The sequence below is a fragment of the Arthrobacter sp. S2(2024) genome, assembly GCF_036662515.1.
Lineage (GTDB): Bacteria > Actinomycetota > Actinomycetes > Actinomycetales > Micrococcaceae > Arthrobacter.
This window is the reverse complement of the sequence record NZ_JAYKZI010000004.1, coordinates 492,073-510,819: the sequence shown is the minus strand read 5'-3', so window position 1 is coordinate 510,819 and position 18,747 is coordinate 492,073. Positions and strand designations below refer to the sequence as shown.

The window sequence follows — 18,747 nt, the reverse complement described above, 5'->3', positions numbered from 1 at the left end:
GCGACGACGGCGGTCCCCCCTCCGCCGTCGTCGCCCCTCTCGCCGGCCTCGAGTCCAGGCCGGCTCTGTCAAAGGAGACACCCCTGATGATTCCCCTCATCAATTCCTTGGCGGTCCGGGCAGCTGATGCCCCCGCCATCAAACCGTCCGTAGCCCTTGGGACCCCGCTGCTGCTGACCATTGCAGTTGCGGGCGTCGCGCTGCTGTTGCTCATGATCATCCGCTTCAAGATCCAGGCCTTCGTGGCATTGCTGGCCGTGAGCATCCTGGTGGCCGTTGCCGCGCAGATCCCCTTGGCGGACGTATTCACCGTCGTGGCCAACGGCGTGGGCGGAACCATGGGCAAAGTCGCATTGCTGATTGCCCTCGGCGCCGTGTTGGGCCGCATGATCGAGGTGTCCGGCGGCGTGCAATCGCTGGCCAACCACTTCACCGAGAAGCTCGGTGCCAAGCGCGTCGCCGTGGCACTGACCGCCGTCGGCTTCCTCGTTGCCATTCCGGTGTTCTTCGAAGTAGGCATCATCGTCCTGGTGCCGATCGTCTACGCCTTCGCGAAGATCGCCAAGCTGCACCCCATCAAGTTCGGCCTTCCCATGGCCGGCATTATGCTCTCGATCCACGTCGCCGTTCCTCCCCACCCGGGCATCGTTGCCGGGGCAGGCGTCATGGGTGCCGACATCGGACTGATCGCGATGATTTCGCTCATCATCTGCGTGCCGCTCGGTTTCCTGTCCTACTGGGTTGCCAGCATCATGAACCGCAAGGACTACGAACTGCTCCCGGGCGTCCGCGACCAGATCGAAGAATTCGGCTCCGATTCCTTGGTGCGCGTCGGCCACGACGGTCCCGGTGCCAGCGCAGTCGCTCCGCCGCGTCCGGGCCTGATCATGTTCCTCATCGCCGCCCCGATCGTCCAGATCCTGCTCGGCACAGCCGGTACCCTCCTGATCAACAAGAAGGACTACTGGTACGGCGTCGCGTCTTTCGTGGGCAACCCGTTCTTCGCCCTGCTGGTGGCCGTTGCGCTCGCGTTCTTCCTGCTGGCGGTCCGCCGCCAGTGGTCACTCAAGGAAACCGGCGAAATCTTCGAAGGCGCGCTGCCTCCCATCGCCTCGATCCTCATGGTGGTTGCTGCCGGCGGCGTGTTCGGCGGCGTCCTGCAGGTCTCCGGCATCGGCGCGGCCTTGTCCCAGACGCTGGACTCCCTGGGCGTGCCGATCATCCTCCTCGGCTTCATCATTTCCCTGGCACTGCGTGCCGCACAGGGATCGGCCACGGTCGCCATCGTCACCACCACCGGCCTCCTCTCGGCTGCCGTCGCCCAAGGCGGCTACACCCCCGCGCAGATCGCCGTCATCGTGATCGCGATCGGCTTCGGCGGACTGGGCCTGTCCCACGTGACCGACGCCGGTTTCTGGGTGGTGGTGCGCTACTACGGCCTCACGGTGTCCGACGGCCTCAAGACCTGGACCGTGCTCACCACCATCCTGGGCGTCGCGGGCTTCCTGCTCAGCTATGTCGCCTGGATCCTGGTGGGAGGCCTGGCCCACTGATGCGTGTACGCCTTGACGAGCTTGTAGGCTCCGCGCTGGAGCGAGGAGCCGCGGTTCCGGCCTTCACCACCGCCCTCGCGGTGGTGGCCGCAGCAGAGGAGTCCGGCCGCGGAATCATTCTGCTGGTTGCTCCGAAGACCGCGGCCACCCCGTCCGGCTTGCGGCTCATTGGGGCATTGCGCGCCTTGGCCGACGACGCCCGCGTGCCGGTCTCGGTGCAGCTGGACCACGCCTCGGACCTCGAGGTCATCCGTGATTCGGTGGCAGCCGGTGCCGACGCCGTCCTGGCCGACGGTTCCTCCCTCCCATTCGAGGAAAACATCGCTTTGGTCCGCTCCGTACATGAGGTCGTGCTAGACGCCGGTGCTTCGGACATCGTCATCGAAGCGGAACTTGGCGGGCCGGCGGGCGACGAGGACAAGGCCTTCGGTGCTGACGTTCACGCTCATCCGGCCAGTGTCCATCCGGCGGGCCTGACCGACCCGGGCCAGGTACTGGAATTCGTATACCGCACTGGTGCCCAGCTCCTGGCCGTTGCCGTGGGGAATGCGCATGGCCGTTACACCGGCGAGCCCAGGCTGCACTGGGATGTGCTGGAGGACATTGCATCGCGCACTGAGCTTCCGCTCGTGCTCCACGGCGCGTCAGGCATTCCCGCGGCAGACCTGGTCAAGGCCACGTCAATGCGCGTGGGCAAGGTGAACTTCAACACGGAGCTCCGCACCGGCATCCTCGCCACGCTCGAAGCCGAGACAACCCCGCACCGGGCCGACGGCGAGAACCTCCAGGGCCTGCTGGGGCGCTGGGGTTCCTCGGCAGGGGCGTTCACCGGAGCAACACTGGACATGCTGAGTCGCTAGGCGCGGCTCGCGGGGTGGCCACGCCGCCGCGCCTCCGCGTAACGCAGGGAGGCTAGGATCAGCACATGATCGTAGCCTCCCTGATTTTTGCCCTCCTTGCCGGCTTGCTGCACGTCTACATCTTCAGCATGGAGTCCATCACCTGGACCCGTCCGGCCACGTGGAAGCGCTTTAGCGTCGCTTCCCAGTCCGAGGCGGAAACCACCAAGGGCCTCGCCTACAACCAGGGTTTCTACAACCTCTTCCTTGCCATCGGGGCGATCGCCGGGATCGTCTTCGTCGCTCTTGGTCATCCGCAGGTGGGCTGGACCCTCGTCTTCAGCTCGTGCGGCTCCATGCTGCTGGCGGCAATCGTGCTCGCCTTGAGCGGCAAGAAGTACCTCCGCCCCGCGGTTCTTCAGGGCACGACTCCGCTGCTCGCCGTCGTGCTCGGCATCCTGGCCGTGGCGCTCGGCTAAAGATGTGAGCGAGCGTTGGCGAAAATGGCGTGAGATGTGAGCGAGCGTCCTACGAGGCAAACGCTCGCTCACATATGTGCCCTCCAGGCCAGTCGCTCGCTCGCTTATGCAGGCTTTTGGCGTGACGCTAGCTCACCCGTCAACACCCTGAACCCCAATTCAGGGTTGAACCCGTGGATCTCCCGCGTGTCCAGCGCCGACATGAAAGCCAGGATCTCCTCCGTGATCACTTGCCCGGGAACCAAGACAGGGAATCCCGGCGGGTAGGGGGTGACGAAGGAGGCAGACACCATTTCCTCTCCCGCGGCGACCCTTCGCATAAGTTCGGCCGCACTGAAGTATTCGCAGGATCCGGCTTTGTAGCTCTCGAAATAGGCGTCCCGCATGTTGCCGTCCGGCGTCTGCGCATCTACCCGGAATCGTTCGGCGAAGCGGCTGAAATCCGGCAAGGGTGGCGGTGTGCTGGTCAGCGCAGTGACACGGGCAAGGCGCGCTCGCTGACCCAGACCGCTCAGGCCGGATTGCTCATCTTCAAAGGTTTCGGCCAGCTTGACCAGGACCTCAACGAGGTAGGCGACGGCACTCCGCGAGGTGCCGATGTTGGTCATGAAGAGAACGCTGTTCCTCGACGTCTTGTTGACCTGGATCCCGTACTTGTCCATCAGGAAGTCGTGCTTGAAGGTATCGCCGTCCACGCCGGTGAGGCCGATATGCAGGGTCAAACGGCTCGGATCAACAACGAATTCGTCGCGCTCCCAGGCTTCCGACATGGCCGCCAGCCCGTCGCGGAGCGGCATTTGCCGGCTCGTTTCGCGGTACTGAGGCGGTATGAGGTCCTTGGTGCCGAGGACGCGGAAGTACTTCTTCAACAAGGGATGCCTCGCCACGGCCTGGGCGATGCTGACCGCGAGATCTGCCTGCCGTTGCACCAGTTCGTATCCTTCGAACTCGACCTGCCGCCGTCCCATGTCCAAGGAAGCCAGGATCTGGTAGTTGGGGGACGTGGAGGTGTGCGTCATGTACGCCTCCCGGAAGCTCTCCTCGTTCAACTGGCCGAAGTCCTGGTCATGGATATGGATCATGGACCCCTGCCGGAGCGACGTCAGGGTCTTGTGCGTCGACTGCGTTGAGTAGACCCTCACGCGGGCCTTCGCCGGATCGGGCAGCAGTCGTGTCTTCAGGAGCAGCTCATCGCTGACGTGCCCGACGCCGGAACCCGGCCCGCCGTCGTCGGGCTCGCTGGCCGCTTGGCCACCGCCGCCCGCAGCCCCGCCCAGCGCGCCCAGCGCGCGAAGCTGTTCGGCGTGCCGCCGGGCGTACGCTGGATCCGCGAACTTTGCCTCGAGAGACCGGGCCGAAGCCATGGCCGTACGGCGGCGGTAGATGTGGTGGAAGCCCGCGAAGGCGAACCAGGCCTCGTCCCACAGGAACACCAGGTCCGGCTTGATGGCGAGGCACTCCTCCATCACTCGTTCGACGTCGTACACGATGCCGTCGAACGTGCAGTTGGTGAGGGCGAGCATCTTGACCTCGTGGAGCCGGCCTGCCCGGCGGTAATCCAGGAGCATCCGCTTGATGCTTTCCAAAGGAACGGCGCCGTAGAAGGAGAAATCGTCCAGAGGGTAGGCGTCCAAATACGAGACCTGCGCGCCGGCCAGCATGAGGGCGTAGTGGTGCGATTTGTGGCAGTTTCGGTCCACCAGAACCACGTCGCCGGGAGCCAGGATCGATTGGTGCACGATCTTGTTGGCTGTTGACGTTCCATTGGTGACAAAGAGCGATTTCTGGGCGCCGAATGCCCGGGCCGCCAGCTTCTGGGCCTGCTTGAGGGAGCCGTGCGGATCCAGGAGCGAATCGAGCCCGCCGGACGTGGCCGAGGTTTCCGCGAGGAGCAGGTTGAGGCCATAGAACTCGCCCAGATCGTTGATCCACTTGGAATGGATGACCGATCCGCCCCGGGACACCGGCAGGGCATGGAAAACCCCGGCAGGTTTGCGGCTGTATTGCTGGACCGCGTGGAAGAACGGCGCCTCATACCGTTCCGCGATGCCGGCGAGCAAGGACAAATGGAGCTCCAGCCCATCCTGGCGGCGGAAGATCCGGCGGAATTGGCGGGTCAAGGAACCGGCGAGTTCTTCGATCCCCACCCCCGCCACGAGGTAGAGATCAAGCTCGGGCCGGAGTTGGCCCAGCTTCTCCGCCAAGCTCAGGATGCGGTCCAAGGGTCGCTGGGGGAGCGACTTCCCCAGGAACCTGTCCAGGAAGCCACGCACATCCCGGCCCAGGCGCTGCGCGCTGTTGGGGACGAAGCCCGGCCGCAGTACGCACGCCTGGATGTCGGGGTTGAGCAGGGCAGCTACGATGGCGTCCTCGAAGCTCGGCACGAACACGAGCTCGTAGTTGAAGGAGTCGGCGGGACGGCGCTGGCTATGCAGTTCTGTTTGAAGGGCTTCACGGTCGGCGCTGGAGACGTCATCGATCACGAGGACCTCGAACCGCTTGCGCGACTCGGCGGGTTCTTCCACCCGTTCCGATTCGCGTTCCGGGTCCTGTGCGGGTTCCTGGGCGTGGTGGTTGTGGCCGGCAACTCGTCGCGCGACCGGTTCGATGAGGCTTAGCGCCTCAAGGTATTCTCCAGCCTCCAGGATTCGCCGCATTTCCGTGACATATTGCTGCCCCGGAGACGCCCAATACATTTCGAGGGATTCCAGCAGCGGCAACAACCTTCGGACGTCCCTTGGCAGTTCCCGCGGCGGCCGGCCGGCGCCCGTGAGAGACCGGGCGGCGGCCAGCTGTTTGACGGCGTAGCCAAGGAACTCCCAAGCGTCGGCGCGCACCCGCCACGCGCTGCTGGGGACCTCGCCGCCGGACCCGGAATCGTCGTCGGCGTTTGGCCTCGTCGCCGAACCGGGGCCAAGCGCTTGGCCGCTGGCAAGGCCGGCTGGAGCGAAGGGAAATGGGGCTGACTGCACTGTCGCGAAATCGGCGCGTGCCACGATGACTCCTTTGTCATGGATTGATAGCACTCTCTACTAAACGCCGCGAGCCGTCGCGGTGTACGGCAAATGTTCGGGTTGCCGTCTGGGTTTCCAGATGGGAGCCGCACTTCCCGTCATACGTGAGCGAGCGTTGGGGGATTTGCCGTCATACGTGAGCGAGCGTCGGGGGATTTGGCGTCATACGTGAGTGAGGGTTGGGCGGCTAGCCTTCGCGCCACAGGGGCAAGGGGACCACGCTGCGGCTGCGTCCGGACTCGTCCAACACGTGCCCGAGGCGTTTGTAGTTGCGGACCACGGCTTGCCGGGAGATGACGGCGCTTCCTGGCGCTCGCTCCGCCAGTTCGCGCTCGTGGCTTTGGACTTCGAGGTAGTCGCGCACCCACAGCGTCACGAGCAGATTCTGGGCGCCCAGAACCTGGGCGCTGAGCCTGCAATTCGGGAGGGCCGCGAAATAGCGCCCGACGGCGTCAACGTGGTGGGCGGGCACGTTGAGGATCAGGCTCACTTCCCTTAGTCCTTGTTGGGCTGAAGCGGACGTATCGCACCTCAGCGTTATGTAGCCGGACGCGAGGAACCGCTCCACCCGCCGTCGTGCCGTTTGCGGAGCGACGCCGCAGGCGGCGCCCAGTTCCGCCCAACTGGCCCGCCCGTCCCGTGCTAGTTCCTCCAAGAGGGATGCGTCGAGCCGGTCGGGAGCGTAGGCGGTCGGGGCGGGCAGCGGTTCCGCCGACATGAGCCGGGCCCGCGCCGGTTCGAGGGTGCCGCTGCGCCAGTCGGAGGCCTGCCGGTACAGCTTGGTGACGAAAACGACCTCCCGGTGGGTCACTCCGGGGAGGCCTGCAAAAGAGCCGGTGACGATCTCCATGAGCTCTTCGTGGCTTGAGGCGAAGCAGTCGATGAAGAGATCGTGCGAGCCGGACACCAGCGAAACGGTGCCGAAGGCCGGCTCCGCGCACAGCTTGTGGACCAGGGCTTCGTTCTCGCTTGGCAGCGACGAAAGGCTGATGAACGCAGACCACCCCGCGCTCAGGTAGCGCGGACCCGGGGCCGGGGTGATCCATGCCAGTCCCTGCTCCGCAAGAGAGTTCCAGCGGCGCGCGACGGTTGGCCCGGACAAGCCCAGGACATCCCCCACGCGGCTCCAGTCGGCACGGGGATTGATCTGAAGGGCATTGACGATTTCAAGGTCAGTTTCGGAGATCATGGCTGATTCCTTCAAAATTCGCGGTTCTCAGATGATTTCAAACAAATTCCTAGCCAGTGTAGACGGCGGACCTAACGTTGTGACTCGCATCACCCGCTCGCATCCGAAGACCCAGGCAACGAAGCCCCCCAACACTCAAGGAAGCACATGGCAAGCAAGACAGCACCTCCGGCGACTGCGGCCGTCGCCCGCCGGACGATCACCGGCATGATCGTGGCGATGGCCCTGATCGAATCCCTCAGCGGAGTCACCCAGGGATACCTGAACCCCATCCTCCCCGCCTTGGGGCCGGCCTTTTCGATCGACGACCCCACCATCAACGGTATTTTCCTCATCTCGAACGTGAGCTTCGCGGTGCTCACGCCGATCATCTCGCGGCTCGGCGACAGCTACGGCTACAGGCTCGTCCTGCGCTGGTCGACGGCGGTAGTCGCGGCCGGCGTCGTCATGATGGCGATGTGGCCGTCGCTGTGGACGGTGACGATCGGCGTCGTCATGCTCACGTGCGTGGTTGGTTTCATCCCTCTAATGATGGGCATCCTGCGCGTGAGCAGCCCGGCGCAGACCCGCACCGGGGTCAGCGTGATGATCGGCATGCTCATGATCATGGTCGGCGCAGGCGGCCTGCTTGCCGGGATTATCGGCGTCGACGATCCCACCCTCGGTTTCTGGGTTGCGGTGCCGTTCGCGGTTGCCGGGCTGCTTTGCTCCTTCGTCCTGCCCGACGCCGGAACCCCCACGGGCGAGGGACTCGCCCTGGTGCCGCTCATGGCATGTTCCCTGGGACTCATCGGCTTCGTGGTGGCGCTTTCGATGGGCCCGGACTGGGGCTGGTTGGATGCCAAGACCCTGGGATCCGGAATCATCGGACTCGCGCTGTTGGCTTATTGGGTGGTCCTGGACGCTCGACGCGTCAACGGGAAGCGCTTCATGGACCTGCGGATGCTTGCCATCCCGCGGATCCGGACGGTCTCGCTGGCCACCTTCTTCTTCGGCTTTGCCTCCATCAGCTACTTCGGCACCAACGGGATCTTCCTGTACTCAAACCCGGACAAGACCGGCTACGGCTTCGCGCTGAGCCCCCTCATCATCGCAATCGTCCTGGCTGCCGCATCAGTGCTCTCGCTGTTCTCCTCGCTTCTGACCTCAAAGGCGCTCAGTCTGTTTGGCGAACGGGCCACCCTGGTGTTCGCCGGTCTCCTCCTGGCGGGCGGCTTCCTGGTCATGGCGGCTGCGCACGGCTCCCTGGCCGGCTACTGCACCGGATTCGCCATGTTCAACTTGAGCCTTGGCATGTACCAGGCAGGAACCCGGGCACTGTCTGTTGAGGGTGTTCCGCTGGAGGAAACTTCGACGGCGGCCGGCCTCAACGAACTGGCGCTGTCCGTTGGCATCGCGGTGGGCGCCGCCGTCGTGAAGCTCAGCTCCTCGTCTTCAGTCCAGTCCGGGCACATCAGCGAGGGCGGGCTCCTGTCGATCTGGATTGCCCTGGCCATCGCGGCCTTGGTCGCCGCGGCAGCTGCCGCCCGCTACCCGAAGCGCAAAGCCGCGGCGACAACTGCAGGGGTCGCCGTATGAAAGCCGCGGCTGTGAAAGCCGCCTCCCTCGAAACCGCAACGCCCGTCACGACCTCTTCGGCCGCCGTCGGGCGCTCCATCTCCGCAGCGCTGGAACGCTGGGAGCCGGAAATCCTCGGCCTGAGCCACGCGATCCACGCCGATCCCGAGCTCAGCGGGCAGGAGTTCCGGGCCGCCAAGCGGGTTAGCCGGCTGCTCCGGAGCGCGGGCTTCAGCTTTGACGATCCGCAGCCTGTGCTCCCGGCTTCTTTCAGCGCGAGGTTCGGGACGGGTGAGCTGGTGGTCGCGCTGTGCGTCGAATACGACGCCTTGCCGACCATCGGGCATGCCTGCGGACACAATGTGAACGCCGCCTGCGCCGTGGGGGCCGCACTCGCGCTCGCTTCCGTCGCCGACGAGCTCGGGATCACAGTCAAGGTCCTCGGCACTCCGGCAGAAGAGACGAGCGGCGGCAAAGTCGATCTCATAGGCGAGGGCTTCTTCGAGGACGTGTCCCTGGCGATGATGGCCCACGCCGGCGCCGAGGACGTCGTCGGCGGCTCGTCCTTGGCCATGGGAATGTGGGACGTGCTTTACGAAGGGCGGCCTGCGCACGCCGCCGCCGCTCCGTCAGAGGGTGTCAATGCCCTCGACGCCCTCGTGATCGCACAGACGGCGATTGCCTTGGCCCGGCAGCAACTTCCGCCCGGCTCGGTTGTTTCGCTGATCGTGACCGAAGGCGGGAGCGCCGTCAACGTCATACCCGAGCGGGCACGGGCGAGCGTCGAAATGCGCTCACCCAGCATCAAGAATCTGCGTGTCATCGAGGAACGCGTGCGGCGCTGCCTGGAAGCGGGTGCACTTGCCAGCGGAAGCACGCTCAAGGTCACCCCCACGGGCAATGCCTACGCTGAACTCAGGCAGGACCGGTACCTTTCCGAGGCGTACCGGACAGCAATGTCCACCCGGGGGAGGGCTGTTGAGTTCAACGAAGATCCAGTAGCTTCCACAGATATGGGCAACGTCTCGCAACTGGTCCCGAGCATCCATCCGCTGCTCGGCTACGACGTCGGCGGGGCCGCCCACCACACCGCCGAGTTCGCTGCCCACGGCTCGTCGGCCTCCGCGGACCGGGCGGTCTTGGACGGCGCGTTCGGCCTGGCCTTGGCAGCCTGCGCGGCGGCCAGCGATCCGCGGCAACGGGAACGGCTGCTAACCCGCCGAACCAACTGAACTCCCCTGCAGGGACGCTCGCTCACTTATGATGCCAAAATCGGGATCCCTCGCTCAGATCATCTGAGCGAGGGCCGCAGGGCTTTCAGTCATAGGTGAGCGAGCGTCGGGGATATTCGGTTCATAGGTGAGCGAGCGTCGGGGAGGGCGGGCCGCACCCACGAATTCACCCCGTCGCCCGCTCTGGTTCCCGCCGTCAAGCGGGCGGACAATGATCTCAGCAGTTCGCAGAGGAGCGCAATGGGATTCTCGAGGCAACAAAAGATGGCGCCGGGCATGGCCGCATTTGGCCGCCCTCGTGATCCCGTGATCGATCTCGCCCGGTTCTTCTGCCTCGTTCTGGTGGTGCTCTCGCATTGCATGATGGTCAGCCCGGTCCTGCACCCGGACGGCACCGTCACCACCGAAAACACACTCATGGAACAGCACTGGTTTGAACCTGTCCTGTGGGTGTTCCAGGTGATGCCGCTGTTCTTCGTCCTTGGCGGGATCACGGGACTGGAATCGTGGCGTCGCTTGCGTGCGCGCGGAGGATCCGGCATCGACTACGCGCAACTGCGGCTCCTGCGCCTCATCCGTCCGGCAACTGCGCTGCTGGCGTCGATGTTCGTGGGGCTCTGGGCCGCGAGCCTGCTTGGCGTCGACCCGGAAGTGGTCCAGCTCATCGCGACCGGCGCGGGCATGCCCTTGTGGTTCCTGGCCGCCTACCTCGCCACCCAACTGAGCGTTCCCGTGCTGGCCCGGCTGCACGGACATTCCCCGTGGTTGACCCTCGGCGGGCTCGTTGCCGCCGTGATCACCCTGGACTCCTTGCGCGGGGCATTCCCGATGCTCGCCTTCGTCAACATGCTCTTCGTGTGGTGCGCGGTCCAGCAATTCGGCTTCTTCATCGCTGACGGCATCTTCGCTGGACGCAGCCGGGGCTGGTTCGCGGGGTTGATCGTGGGCAGCAACCTGCTCTTGGGGTTCGTGACTGGAATCGGGGTCTACTCAGGAAACATGATCGTGGACCTGAACCCGCCCAACTTCTGCATGCTGCTTCTGGGTTTGTCCCAGGCTGCAACCCTCCAATTGCTCCGCCCCGCTCTTGCCTGGGCGGCCGGCGTGCGCTGGATCCGTTGGATGGTGGCCGTGGCGGGCCGGCGGTCCATGACGGTCTACTTGTGGCATTTGCCGCTGCTCGCAGCCATGTCCGGGCTGCTTCTGCTTACGGACTTCCCCAAGCCAGCGGCAGGTACGGCCGAATGGTGGTGGGCCCGCCCGCTGGTGCTGCTGGGCGTCCTCCTGCTCTTGCTTCCGGTCCTGCTGCTGTGCGGAAGGCTTGAAGAGCGCCCGACGGCGGCCAGCCACGCGCGCGGCAGGACGCACGTCGCGGTGGTGACTGCCGGCGTCGTGGTCTTCATTCCGGTGGTGGACGCCGCGTTCAACGGACTCACGCTGGCCCTTCTGGGTGGGGGAGCGGCGTGCTTCGCGCTGGGAGTGTTGCTCCTGGGACGGATACCCGCCGGACTCCCGTCCGCGGCCGTTCCCGATGCCCCTGCGGGGCCATTGCCAGAGCCCGGTTTACGTGCGAATCTCGACTCATGACTGAGTTCACGGATTCAACCGCAGAGTCGTTCAGCCCGGACGTGACAACGGTCAGGAACGACAAATTCCACCGCTACGAGCTTCTTGTCGATGGTGAAGTAGCCGTGATCTCGCAGTTTATGGACAAACCCGGCCACATCGATTTCCTCCACACTGAGACGCGCCCGCAGTTCAAGGGCCGCGGGCTGGCGAAGGTCCTGGCGCATTTTGCCTTGGACGACGTCGTCGCCTCCGGCAAGCGGATCATCCCGCATTGCCCGTTCATCGCCGCCTATCTGCGCAGGCACGAGGGCTACGAGCTCGACGTCGATTGGCCGCCGGAACCGCCGGTGGGGGAACCGGACAACGATTAGCCAGACGCGGTTTTGCCTTAGAAAACGCCGGAAGACCACCCTGCTGACTAAGTCATGGCCCCGGCATTGAGCCAGCCGATCTCTGATTCGGAAACAATTTGCGAAGTTCGCGACACGATTCACACCCCCAGCCGCACGCCACTTTCCGTCTTTGCTGTAATCGGGCCGAACTGCCGCCCCGGGCGGGCCACCGTCGCGGTGTAGGTGCCTACTTTTGTGCCTTCCTTTTCTGCCATTGCCAGGCGTGCCAGAACAGAAGCGTCGCCAGGATCAGAGCGGTGGCTTGGAGAAGCTGCGGGGTCATGTTCATCAGGATGAACGGGAACGGCATCGTATTTCCCGGAGTGGGGGTGAGCGGGGCCATCGCCTCATTGATGATCACCATGATGCCTATGACGAGCGGCAGCTCGAGCACCCATAGCCCGATGATGAACGGATTCACCGCGGCCCTCCGCTGAGGTACCTCGACCGCGCCTAGGTGATGCTCCAGCGCATTCCCGTGCTCGTCGATTTCGCGGAATTCAATCCTGCCATGAGCCTCGTCCATGGTCTGTTCCTCCCGGTTGGTGTGCCGTGGCCCCCACAGAGGCTCGAAAGGCGCACTTTTGAGGCAAACTACCGCGAGCACCGAAAACGTACGAGTACCGCCGTCGAGATGGCATTTGACGGCCGGGACGTGCATCACCACACGGAGCGTCAACGGGACTAGTCTGGGCGCATGACAACTCGTGCCAACGAACTCACCGCCCTGGTCACCGGTGCTACTGCCGGGCTCGGTGCGCAATTCGCCCGTCAGCTGGCCGAATCCGGCCACCACCTGGTCCTCGTGGCCCGCGACGAAACCCGGCTGAGGTCAAGCGCCGAGGTGCTTGAACGGGACTTCAGTATCTCTGTGGAGGTGCTGCCCGCCGACTTGACCTCCGACGTCGGGGTTGCGGCTGTCGTGGCCAGGCTGCGGGACGCTTCGCGGCCGGTGGACGTGCTGGTCAACAATGCCGGAATCGGTTTGCTGAATTCTTTCGAGAAGAACGATGTGGAAGACGAAAAGCGGCATTTGCGGCTGCATGTCCAGACGCCCATGGAGCTGTGCCACGCGGCGTTGGGGGTCATGTTGGCGCGAAAGTCGGGCCGGATCATCAACGTCGCCAGCGTTGCGGCGTTCGCGAACCGGGGTAGCTATTCGGCAGCCAAGGCTTGGCAGGTCAGCTTCAGCCGTTGGGCGAACACTGCGTACGCGGACAGCGGTGTGAAGGTTACCGCGGTGTGCCCGGGCTTCACCCACACGGAGTTCCACGATCGCATGGGCATGGACAAGTCGGTGGCTCCGCGCTTTTTGTGGCTGAAGGCTGAGCGCGTTGTCCGGGAAGGCTTGGAAGACAACGCCAAGGGCAAAGGGATTTCCATTCCGTCGAAGCGCTACAAAGCGATCACCGCCGTCATGCGCTTCCTGCCGGCGAAGCTTACGTCGGGTCCGCCCCGCCTCGCCGCGAAGCAATCCGGGCCCGCGAAGTAAGCCGGGGCGCCTGGACCAGCACCGCCACCGCGATCCCGATCACGGCTCCCACGAACGTCTCCACCCCGCGTTCCAGGACGAGCACGCCGGGATCCGCGGGCGCCGCCAACTGAGTCATGAGCAAAATGACCGGAGTGAAGAACACCATGGCCCAGCCGTAATGCCGGGCCATGAACAACTCGGTGGGGAACTGGAACCCGATCACCAGCAGGGCAAGGATGAGGGTGGTTTGCCCGGGGAAATAGTGCAGCGGGGACAGCGGTCCTGGAAAGAGCACGACGGCGACAATCGCCAATCCGAGGAACGTCCCCACGATACGGTGAATGCCGCGGTGCAGGCGGCTCGGCACATCGGCTCCGGCCAGCGGAACGGCGGCCGCGGCCATCGCCCAGTGCGGATGCCCGCTGCCCGTGAGCACTCCGCAAGCACCTGCCGCGCCGACGGCGAGCACATACCGGGCCGCGTGGAGTCCGGCTGCTTGGCGCAGCCGCGCCGAGGATGCCGGAATGTCCCGGACGGCGCCACGTTCCCACACCCGGTACCGGAGCCACCCGGCGAAACCCACCACCATCGAAAACGCTGCCGATGCCGCGCAGATCAGGACCGCGGCAAGGAACGGGACGTGCGCGGGGATGGACGCGCATGCTCCAAGGGCCAGGATCCCGAAGAACGGGCCATTGGGTTTGAGTCGAACCTTGTCCGAGAACAGCGAGCCAACACCCGCCAGGAGCGCCTCGACTACCACCAATCCCCATGAATGGATATGGGAGACGGACAAGAACGTGCCCACCGAGACGCCGGCCAGGAGCACGGCGGCGGCCTGGGCCTGGTGCTTGAGCCGCAGTTGGTGCGATTCGGTGCGACCGTACATGCCGGTCAGGGCGCCGAACACGGCGTAGATGATGAGGTCCGCCCGGCCAATCGCAAGAAGCACAAGTGCCGGCACGGCGACGCTCAGTGCGACGCGGACGGCAGCCAGGTGATCGTTGCTTGCCGGTGGAACGGTATGAAGCGCACGGGCATGGGCAATGATTGATCGCAACGGGACACCACCAATCAACTCAGCCGATCATTGGGAAGTTATCAGCACCCCAGGATCCGCGCCATTAGCTGGGTCACAACGTTTCCTTGTGCGTCCCCACCCAACTAGCTCGCAGTTGTTGTCGTTTTGGGGCGCGGAAACGACAACTACTGCGAGTCAGTTGGGTGTGGCGGGAGGCGAGTCAGGCCGGGAAGCATCGCAATGCCGTCGAGCGGGCGGATTCCAGCGCTTCGCGAACGGGACGTTTGCGGTGTTGTTCGGAGAGGATTTCCACACCCCACGGCCCGTTGAAGCCGATGGCCTGGAGCGTTGTGATGAACCCCGCGACGTCTTGGTCGCCCTCTCCGCAAAGGCGGCGATTGTCGCGGGTGTCCTCGAAGAGTGTCCCCTTGATTTCCGCATCAGCGTCATTGAGCTCGACGCCGAAAATCTGTTCGGCGGTGAGGCTGCGGGACAGCTCATCCAAGCTTGTTCCCGCCCGGAAGACATGCCAGTAATCAACCACCAAACCGCAGTCCGACATATCGACAGATCGCATGAGCTCGGCCGCCGCCGGCATCGAACCGACCATCGAAAACGGCATTGGCTCGAGCGCAATGCGGGTCCCTCGTTGCGAGGCTTCCGTTGTCAGGTGCCGCAGCGGTTCCACCAGGAATTCGAGATCATCCAGGGGCTCACCGAACGCCGTTCCTATCTTGATGAAGCGCGCGCCCAGTGTTTCGGCCGCCTCGAGCAGCAGTTCGAATTGCGGCTTCCATTCGTGGGAGCGGGATTCGTCCCACCAGTTGCTGAGAAGTTCGACTTCAACGTGGCGGAGGCCTGCTTGATCGATGAGTTTCCTGAGCCCGGAGAAGCCGATGGTGTCGCTTGCGGCCACCAGGTCGTCGTACGCCAATCCGAACCCTGCCCATCCGGTAGAGGCGATGGCTTCCAGTCGCTCGCCCAGGGGGACCGGGCTTGTCTCGGGGTTGGTCAAAGGCGCAACGTCTCCTGCGCTGGTCCAGCAGGTCGCGATTAGTTCGGGTGTGCTTGAGTACATCATCGTTCTCCTCGCGACAGTGCGCGGCTAGTTACGGCAGGTGAGGGCGTGGATACCCAGTCACAATCTAATTGGAACGCTCCATTGACAATTGGTCAAGCCTTGATTTAGCGTTGGAGCGTTCCACAAAGCGATCTGAATCACATTGCGAAAAGTGGATCACATCCGTTCATAGCTCGATGGTTCCGGCGTCCCCTGCCTTCGACGGCACAGATACGGGGTCGACGGTCGAAGTACGCGACATCAAAGGAGATTTCACGTGGCAAAGCTCAATTGGCGGCGGGGCGCAGTGGCGCTGGCCGTAGTACCGCTTCTGGCCCTGGCAGCATGTTCCAGCGGAGGCGGGAAGCCGGCTGACACCGCCAACGCCGCCGGTGGCGGACAAGCCGCCAGCACTCCCCGGATCAAGGTAGCGCTCATCACCCACGCCGAGGCTGGGGACACGTTCTGGGACATCGTCCGCAAAGGCGCGGAGGCGGCGGCCGCGAAGGACAACGTCGAGGTTCTTTATACGAGCGACGCCGACGCGGGGCGCCAGTCCCAGTTGGTGCAGCAGGCCATCGACCAGAAGGTTGACGGCATCGCCGTCACCATCGCCAACCCGGGCGCCATGAAGGACGTGCTGAAGAAGGCCACCGACGCCGGCATCCCGGTGGTGAGCTTCAACGCCGGCGGTGACGTCTCCGCGCAGATGGGCGCGTTCACCCACTTCGGTTCCAATGAGACCCTGGCTGGCGAAGCGGTGGGCGCCAAGCTGGCTTCGCAGGGCTACAAGCACCCCATCTGCGTGATCATGTCACAGGGACAGGTGCAACTCGAACAGCGGTGCGCAGGCGTGAAGACGAAGGTGCCCGGGACCGAGATCCTCTATGTCAACGGGGCCGATATGACGGCAGTGCAGTCCACTGCGACGGCGAAACTGCAGGCCAGCAAGGATGCAGACGTGATCATCGGGTTGGGCGCTCCCTTCACCTTGACCATTCTCAAAGCCGTGGCAGATGCCAACAGCCCCATCAAGGTGGCCAGCTTCGACCTGAACCCCGCACTGGCGCAGGCGATCAACGATGGCAAGGTCCTGTTCACGGTGGACCAGCAGCCGTGGCTCCAGGGCTACTTGTCCATTGACTCGATCTGGCAGAACAAGCTTGGTGGTTTCAAGGTCGGTGGCGGGCAGCCTGTCCTCACGGGCCCGACGATCGTGGACAAGTCCAACATTTCCGACGTTCTGAAGTTCGTTCAGCAGGGCATCCGCTAATCCGATGACCGCTCGGCTCGCGCGGCACGATTTGCTTGCCGCGCGAGCTGATCGAGAAGAAAGGTATTTCATGGCTTTAGTTACTGCCCCGGCACCCAAAACTGCCGCGGATGAGCGGGTCGCGAAGCGGAGCCCGTTGAGCAAGTTGATGGCCCGTCCTGAAGTCGGCGCCCTCGTGGGGGCCGTTGTTCTCTTCATTTTCTTCGCTTCGGTGTCCGGGACATTCACCCAGCCGAATGCTTTGGCAACGATCCTGTATGGGTCTTCCACGATCGGGATCATGGCGGTGGGGGTGTCGCTGTTGATGATCGGCGGCGAGTTCGACCTTTCCACCGGTGTAGCCGTGATCTCATCGGCGCTCACCGCTTCCCTGTTCAGCTGGTATTTCTCGATGAACGCATGGGTCGGAGTGGTGATTGCACTGCTGGTGTCCCTGACGATCGGCTTCATCAACGGGTGGATCCTGGTCAAGACGAAGCTGCCGTCCTTCATCGTGACGCTCGCGACGTTCCTGATGCTCACGGGCCTGAACCTGGCCCTGACCCGGCTGATCGGCGGGTCCGTGTCCTCCCCGTCGATTTCCAAGCTGGACGGGTTCGAGTCGGCGCACGCGGTGTTCGCGTCCTCGGTCAGCATCGGCGGGGTCGAGGTGAAGATCACGGTGTTCTTCTGGATCATCCTGGTCGCGATCGCGTCCTGGGTGCTGCTGCGCACGAAGGTGGGCAACTGGATCTTCGCCGCCGGCGGTGACGCGAACGCCGCCCGCGCCGTGGGAGTGCCGGTCACCAAGACCAAGATCGGCCTGTTCATGGCGGTCGGCTTCTGCGGCTGGTTCCTGGGCATGCACAACCTCTTCGCCTTCGACTCCGTGCAGTCCGGTGAAGGCGTGGGCAACGAGTTCCTCTACATCATCGCCGCGGTCATCGGCGGCTGCCTCCTGACCGGTGGCTATGGTTCGGCGGTCGGCGGGGCCATCGGTGCCTTCATCTTCGGCATGGCCAACAAGGGCATCGTCTACGCACAATGGAACCCGGACTGGTTCAAGTTCTTCCTGGGCCTGATGCTGCTGCTAGCCACCATCGTGAACCTCATCGTCAAACGCCGCGCAGAGCTCAAGTAAAGGGGCCGGAGAAATGAATGCCAAACAGATCGACCAGCAGACCCTGCTCAAGGATGAAAAGGACCCGCTGACCCACACCCCCGTCCACCTGCTCTCCCTGGACGGCGTCGGCAAGCACTACGGGAACATCATCGCCCTGCGCGACGTGACCATGGCCGTGGACAACGGCCGCGTCACCTGCGTCCTGGGCGACAACGGCGCGGGCAAGTCCACGCTGATCAAGATCATCGCCGGCCTCCACCAGCACGACGAAGGCGTGCTGCACATCATGGGCGATGAGCGGAAGTTCAATTCCCCCAGGGACGCGCTGGACGTCGGCATCGCCACGGTCTACCAGGACCTGGCCGTTGTCCCGCTGATGCCGATCTGGCGGAACTTCTTCCTCGGCTCGGAACTGACCACCGGGTTCGGCCCGTTCAAGTCCATGGATGTCCAGAAAATGAAGGACATCACGCTCAAGGAACTGGCCGAGATGGGCATCGACCTGCGCGATGTGGAACAGCCCATCGGCCAGCTCTCCGGCGGTGAACGCCAATGCGTCGCGATCGCCCGCGCCGTGTACTTCGGGGCGAAGGTGTTGATCCTGGACGAACCGACGGCCGCGCTGGGCGTCAAGCAGTCCGGCGTCGTGCTCCGCTACATCCTGCAGGCCCGCGACCGCGGACTGGGCGTCATCTTCATCACCCACAACCCGCACCACGCCTTCCCGGTCGGTGACCGGTTCCTGCTGCTCAAGCGCGGCAAGTCCATCGGCTACTACGACAAGAAGGACATCACCCTGGACGAACTGACCGCGCAGATGGCCGGCGGCGCCGAACTGGCCGAACTCGCCCACGAACTCGAACAGCTCGGCGGACACACCGAGGCCCTCAAGGAAGTCCAAGCCGAAGTCGCCGAGGTGACCGAGGTGACCGAAGTCGCCGAGATGACAGATAGCAACAGCAAGCGCCACTAAGCGCGAACGTTTACAACCTG

At 64.3% G+C, this 18,747-nt stretch carries 16 protein-coding genes; 11 read left to right on the top strand and 5 right to left on the bottom strand.

Annotated elements, in window-relative coordinates; genetic code table 11:
• Positions 1-86 precede the first annotated feature (86 nt).
• The 3 genes from VLA65_RS11815 to VLA65_RS11805 all read left to right on the top strand — a co-directional run bounded on the left by VLA65_RS11815 (position 87) and on the right by VLA65_RS11805 (position 2,871).
• Complete coding sequence (locus VLA65_RS11815; protein WP_059388381.1) at positions 87-1,553, top strand: GntP family transporter; 1,467 nt, start codon at positions 87-89, stop codon at positions 1,551-1,553.
• The gene (locus VLA65_RS11810; protein ID WP_332602602.1) at positions 1,553-2,413 is read left to right on the top strand and encodes a class II fructose-bisphosphate aldolase; all 861 of its coding nucleotides are present in this window, start codon (positions 1,553-1,555) and stop codon (positions 2,411-2,413) included. The genes VLA65_RS11815 and VLA65_RS11810 overlap by 1 nt, the downstream gene beginning before the upstream one ends.
• Before the next feature lie 65 nt (positions 2,414-2,478).
• Entirely contained in the window at positions 2,479-2,871 is a 393-nt protein-coding gene (locus tag VLA65_RS11805; protein WP_284990807.1) for a DUF1304 domain-containing protein, read from the top strand.
• 104 nt (positions 2,872-2,975) lie between these two features.
• Here VLA65_RS11805 and VLA65_RS11800 read toward each other — a convergent pair whose 3' ends face one another.
• Both VLA65_RS11800 and VLA65_RS11795 read right to left on the bottom strand, forming a co-directional pair.
• Entirely contained in the window at positions 2,976-5,867 is a 2,892-nt protein-coding gene (locus VLA65_RS11800; protein WP_442880288.1) for an aminotransferase class I/II-fold pyridoxal phosphate-dependent enzyme, read from the bottom strand.
• 205 nt (positions 5,868-6,072) lie between these two features.
• Complete coding sequence (locus VLA65_RS11795) at positions 6,073-7,074, bottom strand: Lrp/AsnC family transcriptional regulator (RefSeq protein WP_332602601.1); 1,002 nt, start codon at positions 7,072-7,074, stop codon at positions 6,073-6,075.
• A 147-nt stretch (positions 7,075-7,221) separates the two neighbouring features.
• Between VLA65_RS11795 and VLA65_RS11790 the strand changes: the two genes are divergently transcribed.
• The 4 genes from VLA65_RS11790 to VLA65_RS11775 all read left to right on the top strand — a co-directional run bounded on the left by VLA65_RS11790 (position 7,222) and on the right by VLA65_RS11775 (position 11,803).
• Positions 7,222-8,652: an MFS transporter gene (locus tag VLA65_RS11790; protein ID WP_332602600.1), complete on the top strand. Its 1,431-nt coding sequence runs from the start codon at positions 7,222-7,224 to the stop codon at positions 8,650-8,652.
• The gene (locus tag VLA65_RS11785) at positions 8,649-9,863 is read left to right on the top strand and encodes an amidohydrolase (RefSeq protein ID WP_332602599.1); all 1,215 of its coding nucleotides are present in this window, start codon (positions 8,649-8,651) and stop codon (positions 9,861-9,863) included. Before VLA65_RS11790 ends, VLA65_RS11785 begins: the two co-directional genes overlap by 4 nt.
• Positions 9,864-10,139: 276 nt before the next feature.
• On the top strand, positions 10,140-11,450 hold the full coding sequence (locus tag VLA65_RS11780; RefSeq protein ID WP_332602598.1) for an acyltransferase family protein: 1,311 nt from the start codon (positions 10,140-10,142) through the stop codon (positions 11,448-11,450).
• The gene (locus VLA65_RS11775; RefSeq protein WP_059388386.1) at positions 11,447-11,803 is read left to right on the top strand and encodes a GNAT family N-acetyltransferase; all 357 of its coding nucleotides are present in this window, start codon (positions 11,447-11,449) and stop codon (positions 11,801-11,803) included. The genes VLA65_RS11780 and VLA65_RS11775 overlap by 4 nt, the downstream gene beginning before the upstream one ends.
• 208 nt (positions 11,804-12,011) lie before the next feature.
• Here VLA65_RS11775 and VLA65_RS11770 read toward each other — a convergent pair whose 3' ends face one another.
• A complete protein-coding gene (locus VLA65_RS11770; RefSeq protein WP_284990799.1) occupies positions 12,012-12,350 on the bottom strand; it encodes a hypothetical protein in 339 nt (112 codons plus the stop codon).
• Between the two features lie 171 nt (positions 12,351-12,521).
• Here VLA65_RS11770 and VLA65_RS11765 point away from each other — a divergent pair, with 171 nt between their 5' ends.
• Complete coding sequence (locus tag VLA65_RS11765; protein WP_332602597.1) at positions 12,522-13,316, top strand: SDR family NAD(P)-dependent oxidoreductase; 795 nt, start codon at positions 12,522-12,524, stop codon at positions 13,314-13,316.
• On the opposite strand, the gene VLA65_RS11760 is transcribed toward VLA65_RS11765, so the two are convergent.
• A complete protein-coding gene (locus tag VLA65_RS11760) occupies positions 13,264-14,358 on the bottom strand; it encodes an FUSC family protein (RefSeq protein WP_332602596.1) in 1,095 nt (364 codons plus the stop codon). The genes VLA65_RS11765 and VLA65_RS11760 overlap by 53 nt on opposite strands.
• Positions 14,359-14,539: 181 nt before the next feature.
• A complete protein-coding gene (locus VLA65_RS11755) occupies positions 14,540-15,400 on the bottom strand; it encodes a sugar phosphate isomerase/epimerase family protein (protein ID WP_332602595.1) in 861 nt (286 codons plus the stop codon).
• A gap of 256 nt (positions 15,401-15,656) precedes the next feature.
• Here VLA65_RS11755 and VLA65_RS11750 point away from each other — a divergent pair, with 256 nt between their 5' ends.
• From VLA65_RS11750 to VLA65_RS11740, 3 genes are all read left to right on the top strand, one after another.
• The gene (locus VLA65_RS11750) at positions 15,657-16,652 is read left to right on the top strand and encodes a substrate-binding domain-containing protein (RefSeq protein WP_284754399.1); all 996 of its coding nucleotides are present in this window, start codon (positions 15,657-15,659) and stop codon (positions 16,650-16,652) included.
• A gap of 70 nt (positions 16,653-16,722) precedes the next feature.
• Complete coding sequence (locus VLA65_RS11745; RefSeq protein ID WP_332602594.1) at positions 16,723-17,772, top strand: ABC transporter permease; 1,050 nt, start codon at positions 16,723-16,725, stop codon at positions 17,770-17,772.
• 13 nt (positions 17,773-17,785) lie between these two features.
• Complete coding sequence (locus VLA65_RS11740; RefSeq protein ID WP_332602593.1) at positions 17,786-18,727, top strand: ATP-binding cassette domain-containing protein; 942 nt, start codon at positions 17,786-17,788, stop codon at positions 18,725-18,727.
• Positions 18,728-18,747: the final 20 nt, after the last annotated feature.

What these genes read in the sequence shown, in the direction of transcription:
- VLA65_RS11775 (WP_059388386.1), top strand. Translation starts at nt 11,447, where the DNA reads ATGACTGAGTTCACGGATTCAACCGCAGAGTCGTTCAGCCCGGACGTG.
- VLA65_RS11740 (WP_332602593.1), top strand. Translation starts at nt 17,786, where the DNA reads ATGAATGCCAAACAGATCGACCAGCAGACCCTGCTCAAGGATGAAAAG.
- VLA65_RS11765 (WP_332602597.1), top strand. Translation starts at nt 12,522, where the DNA reads ATGACAACTCGTGCCAACGAACTCACCGCCCTGGTCACCGGTGCTACT.
- VLA65_RS11745 (WP_332602594.1), top strand. Translation starts at nt 16,723, where the DNA reads ATGGCTTTAGTTACTGCCCCGGCACCCAAAACTGCCGCGGATGAGCGG.
- VLA65_RS11795 (WP_332602601.1), bottom strand. Translation starts at nt 7,074, where the DNA reads ATGATCTCCGAAACTGACCTTGAAATCGTCAATGCCCTTCAGATCAAT.
- VLA65_RS11810 (WP_332602602.1), top strand. Translation starts at nt 1,553, where the DNA reads ATGCGTGTACGCCTTGACGAGCTTGTAGGCTCCGCGCTGGAGCGAGGA.
- VLA65_RS11790 (WP_332602600.1), top strand. Translation starts at nt 7,222, where the DNA reads ATGGCAAGCAAGACAGCACCTCCGGCGACTGCGGCCGTCGCCCGCCGG.
- VLA65_RS11815 (WP_059388381.1), top strand. Translation starts at nt 87, where the DNA reads ATGATTCCCCTCATCAATTCCTTGGCGGTCCGGGCAGCTGATGCCCCC.
- VLA65_RS11770 (WP_284990799.1), bottom strand. Translation starts at nt 12,350, where the DNA reads ATGGACGAGGCTCATGGCAGGATTGAATTCCGCGAAATCGACGAGCAC.
- VLA65_RS11755 (WP_332602595.1), bottom strand. Translation starts at nt 15,400, where the DNA reads ATGATGTACTCAAGCACACCCGAACTAATCGCGACCTGCTGGACCAGC.
- VLA65_RS11805 (WP_284990807.1), top strand. Translation starts at nt 2,479, where the DNA reads ATGATCGTAGCCTCCCTGATTTTTGCCCTCCTTGCCGGCTTGCTGCAC.
- VLA65_RS11785 (WP_332602599.1), top strand. Translation starts at nt 8,649, where the DNA reads ATGAAAGCCGCGGCTGTGAAAGCCGCCTCCCTCGAAACCGCAACGCCC.
- VLA65_RS11780 (WP_332602598.1), top strand. Translation starts at nt 10,140, where the DNA reads ATGGCCGCATTTGGCCGCCCTCGTGATCCCGTGATCGATCTCGCCCGG.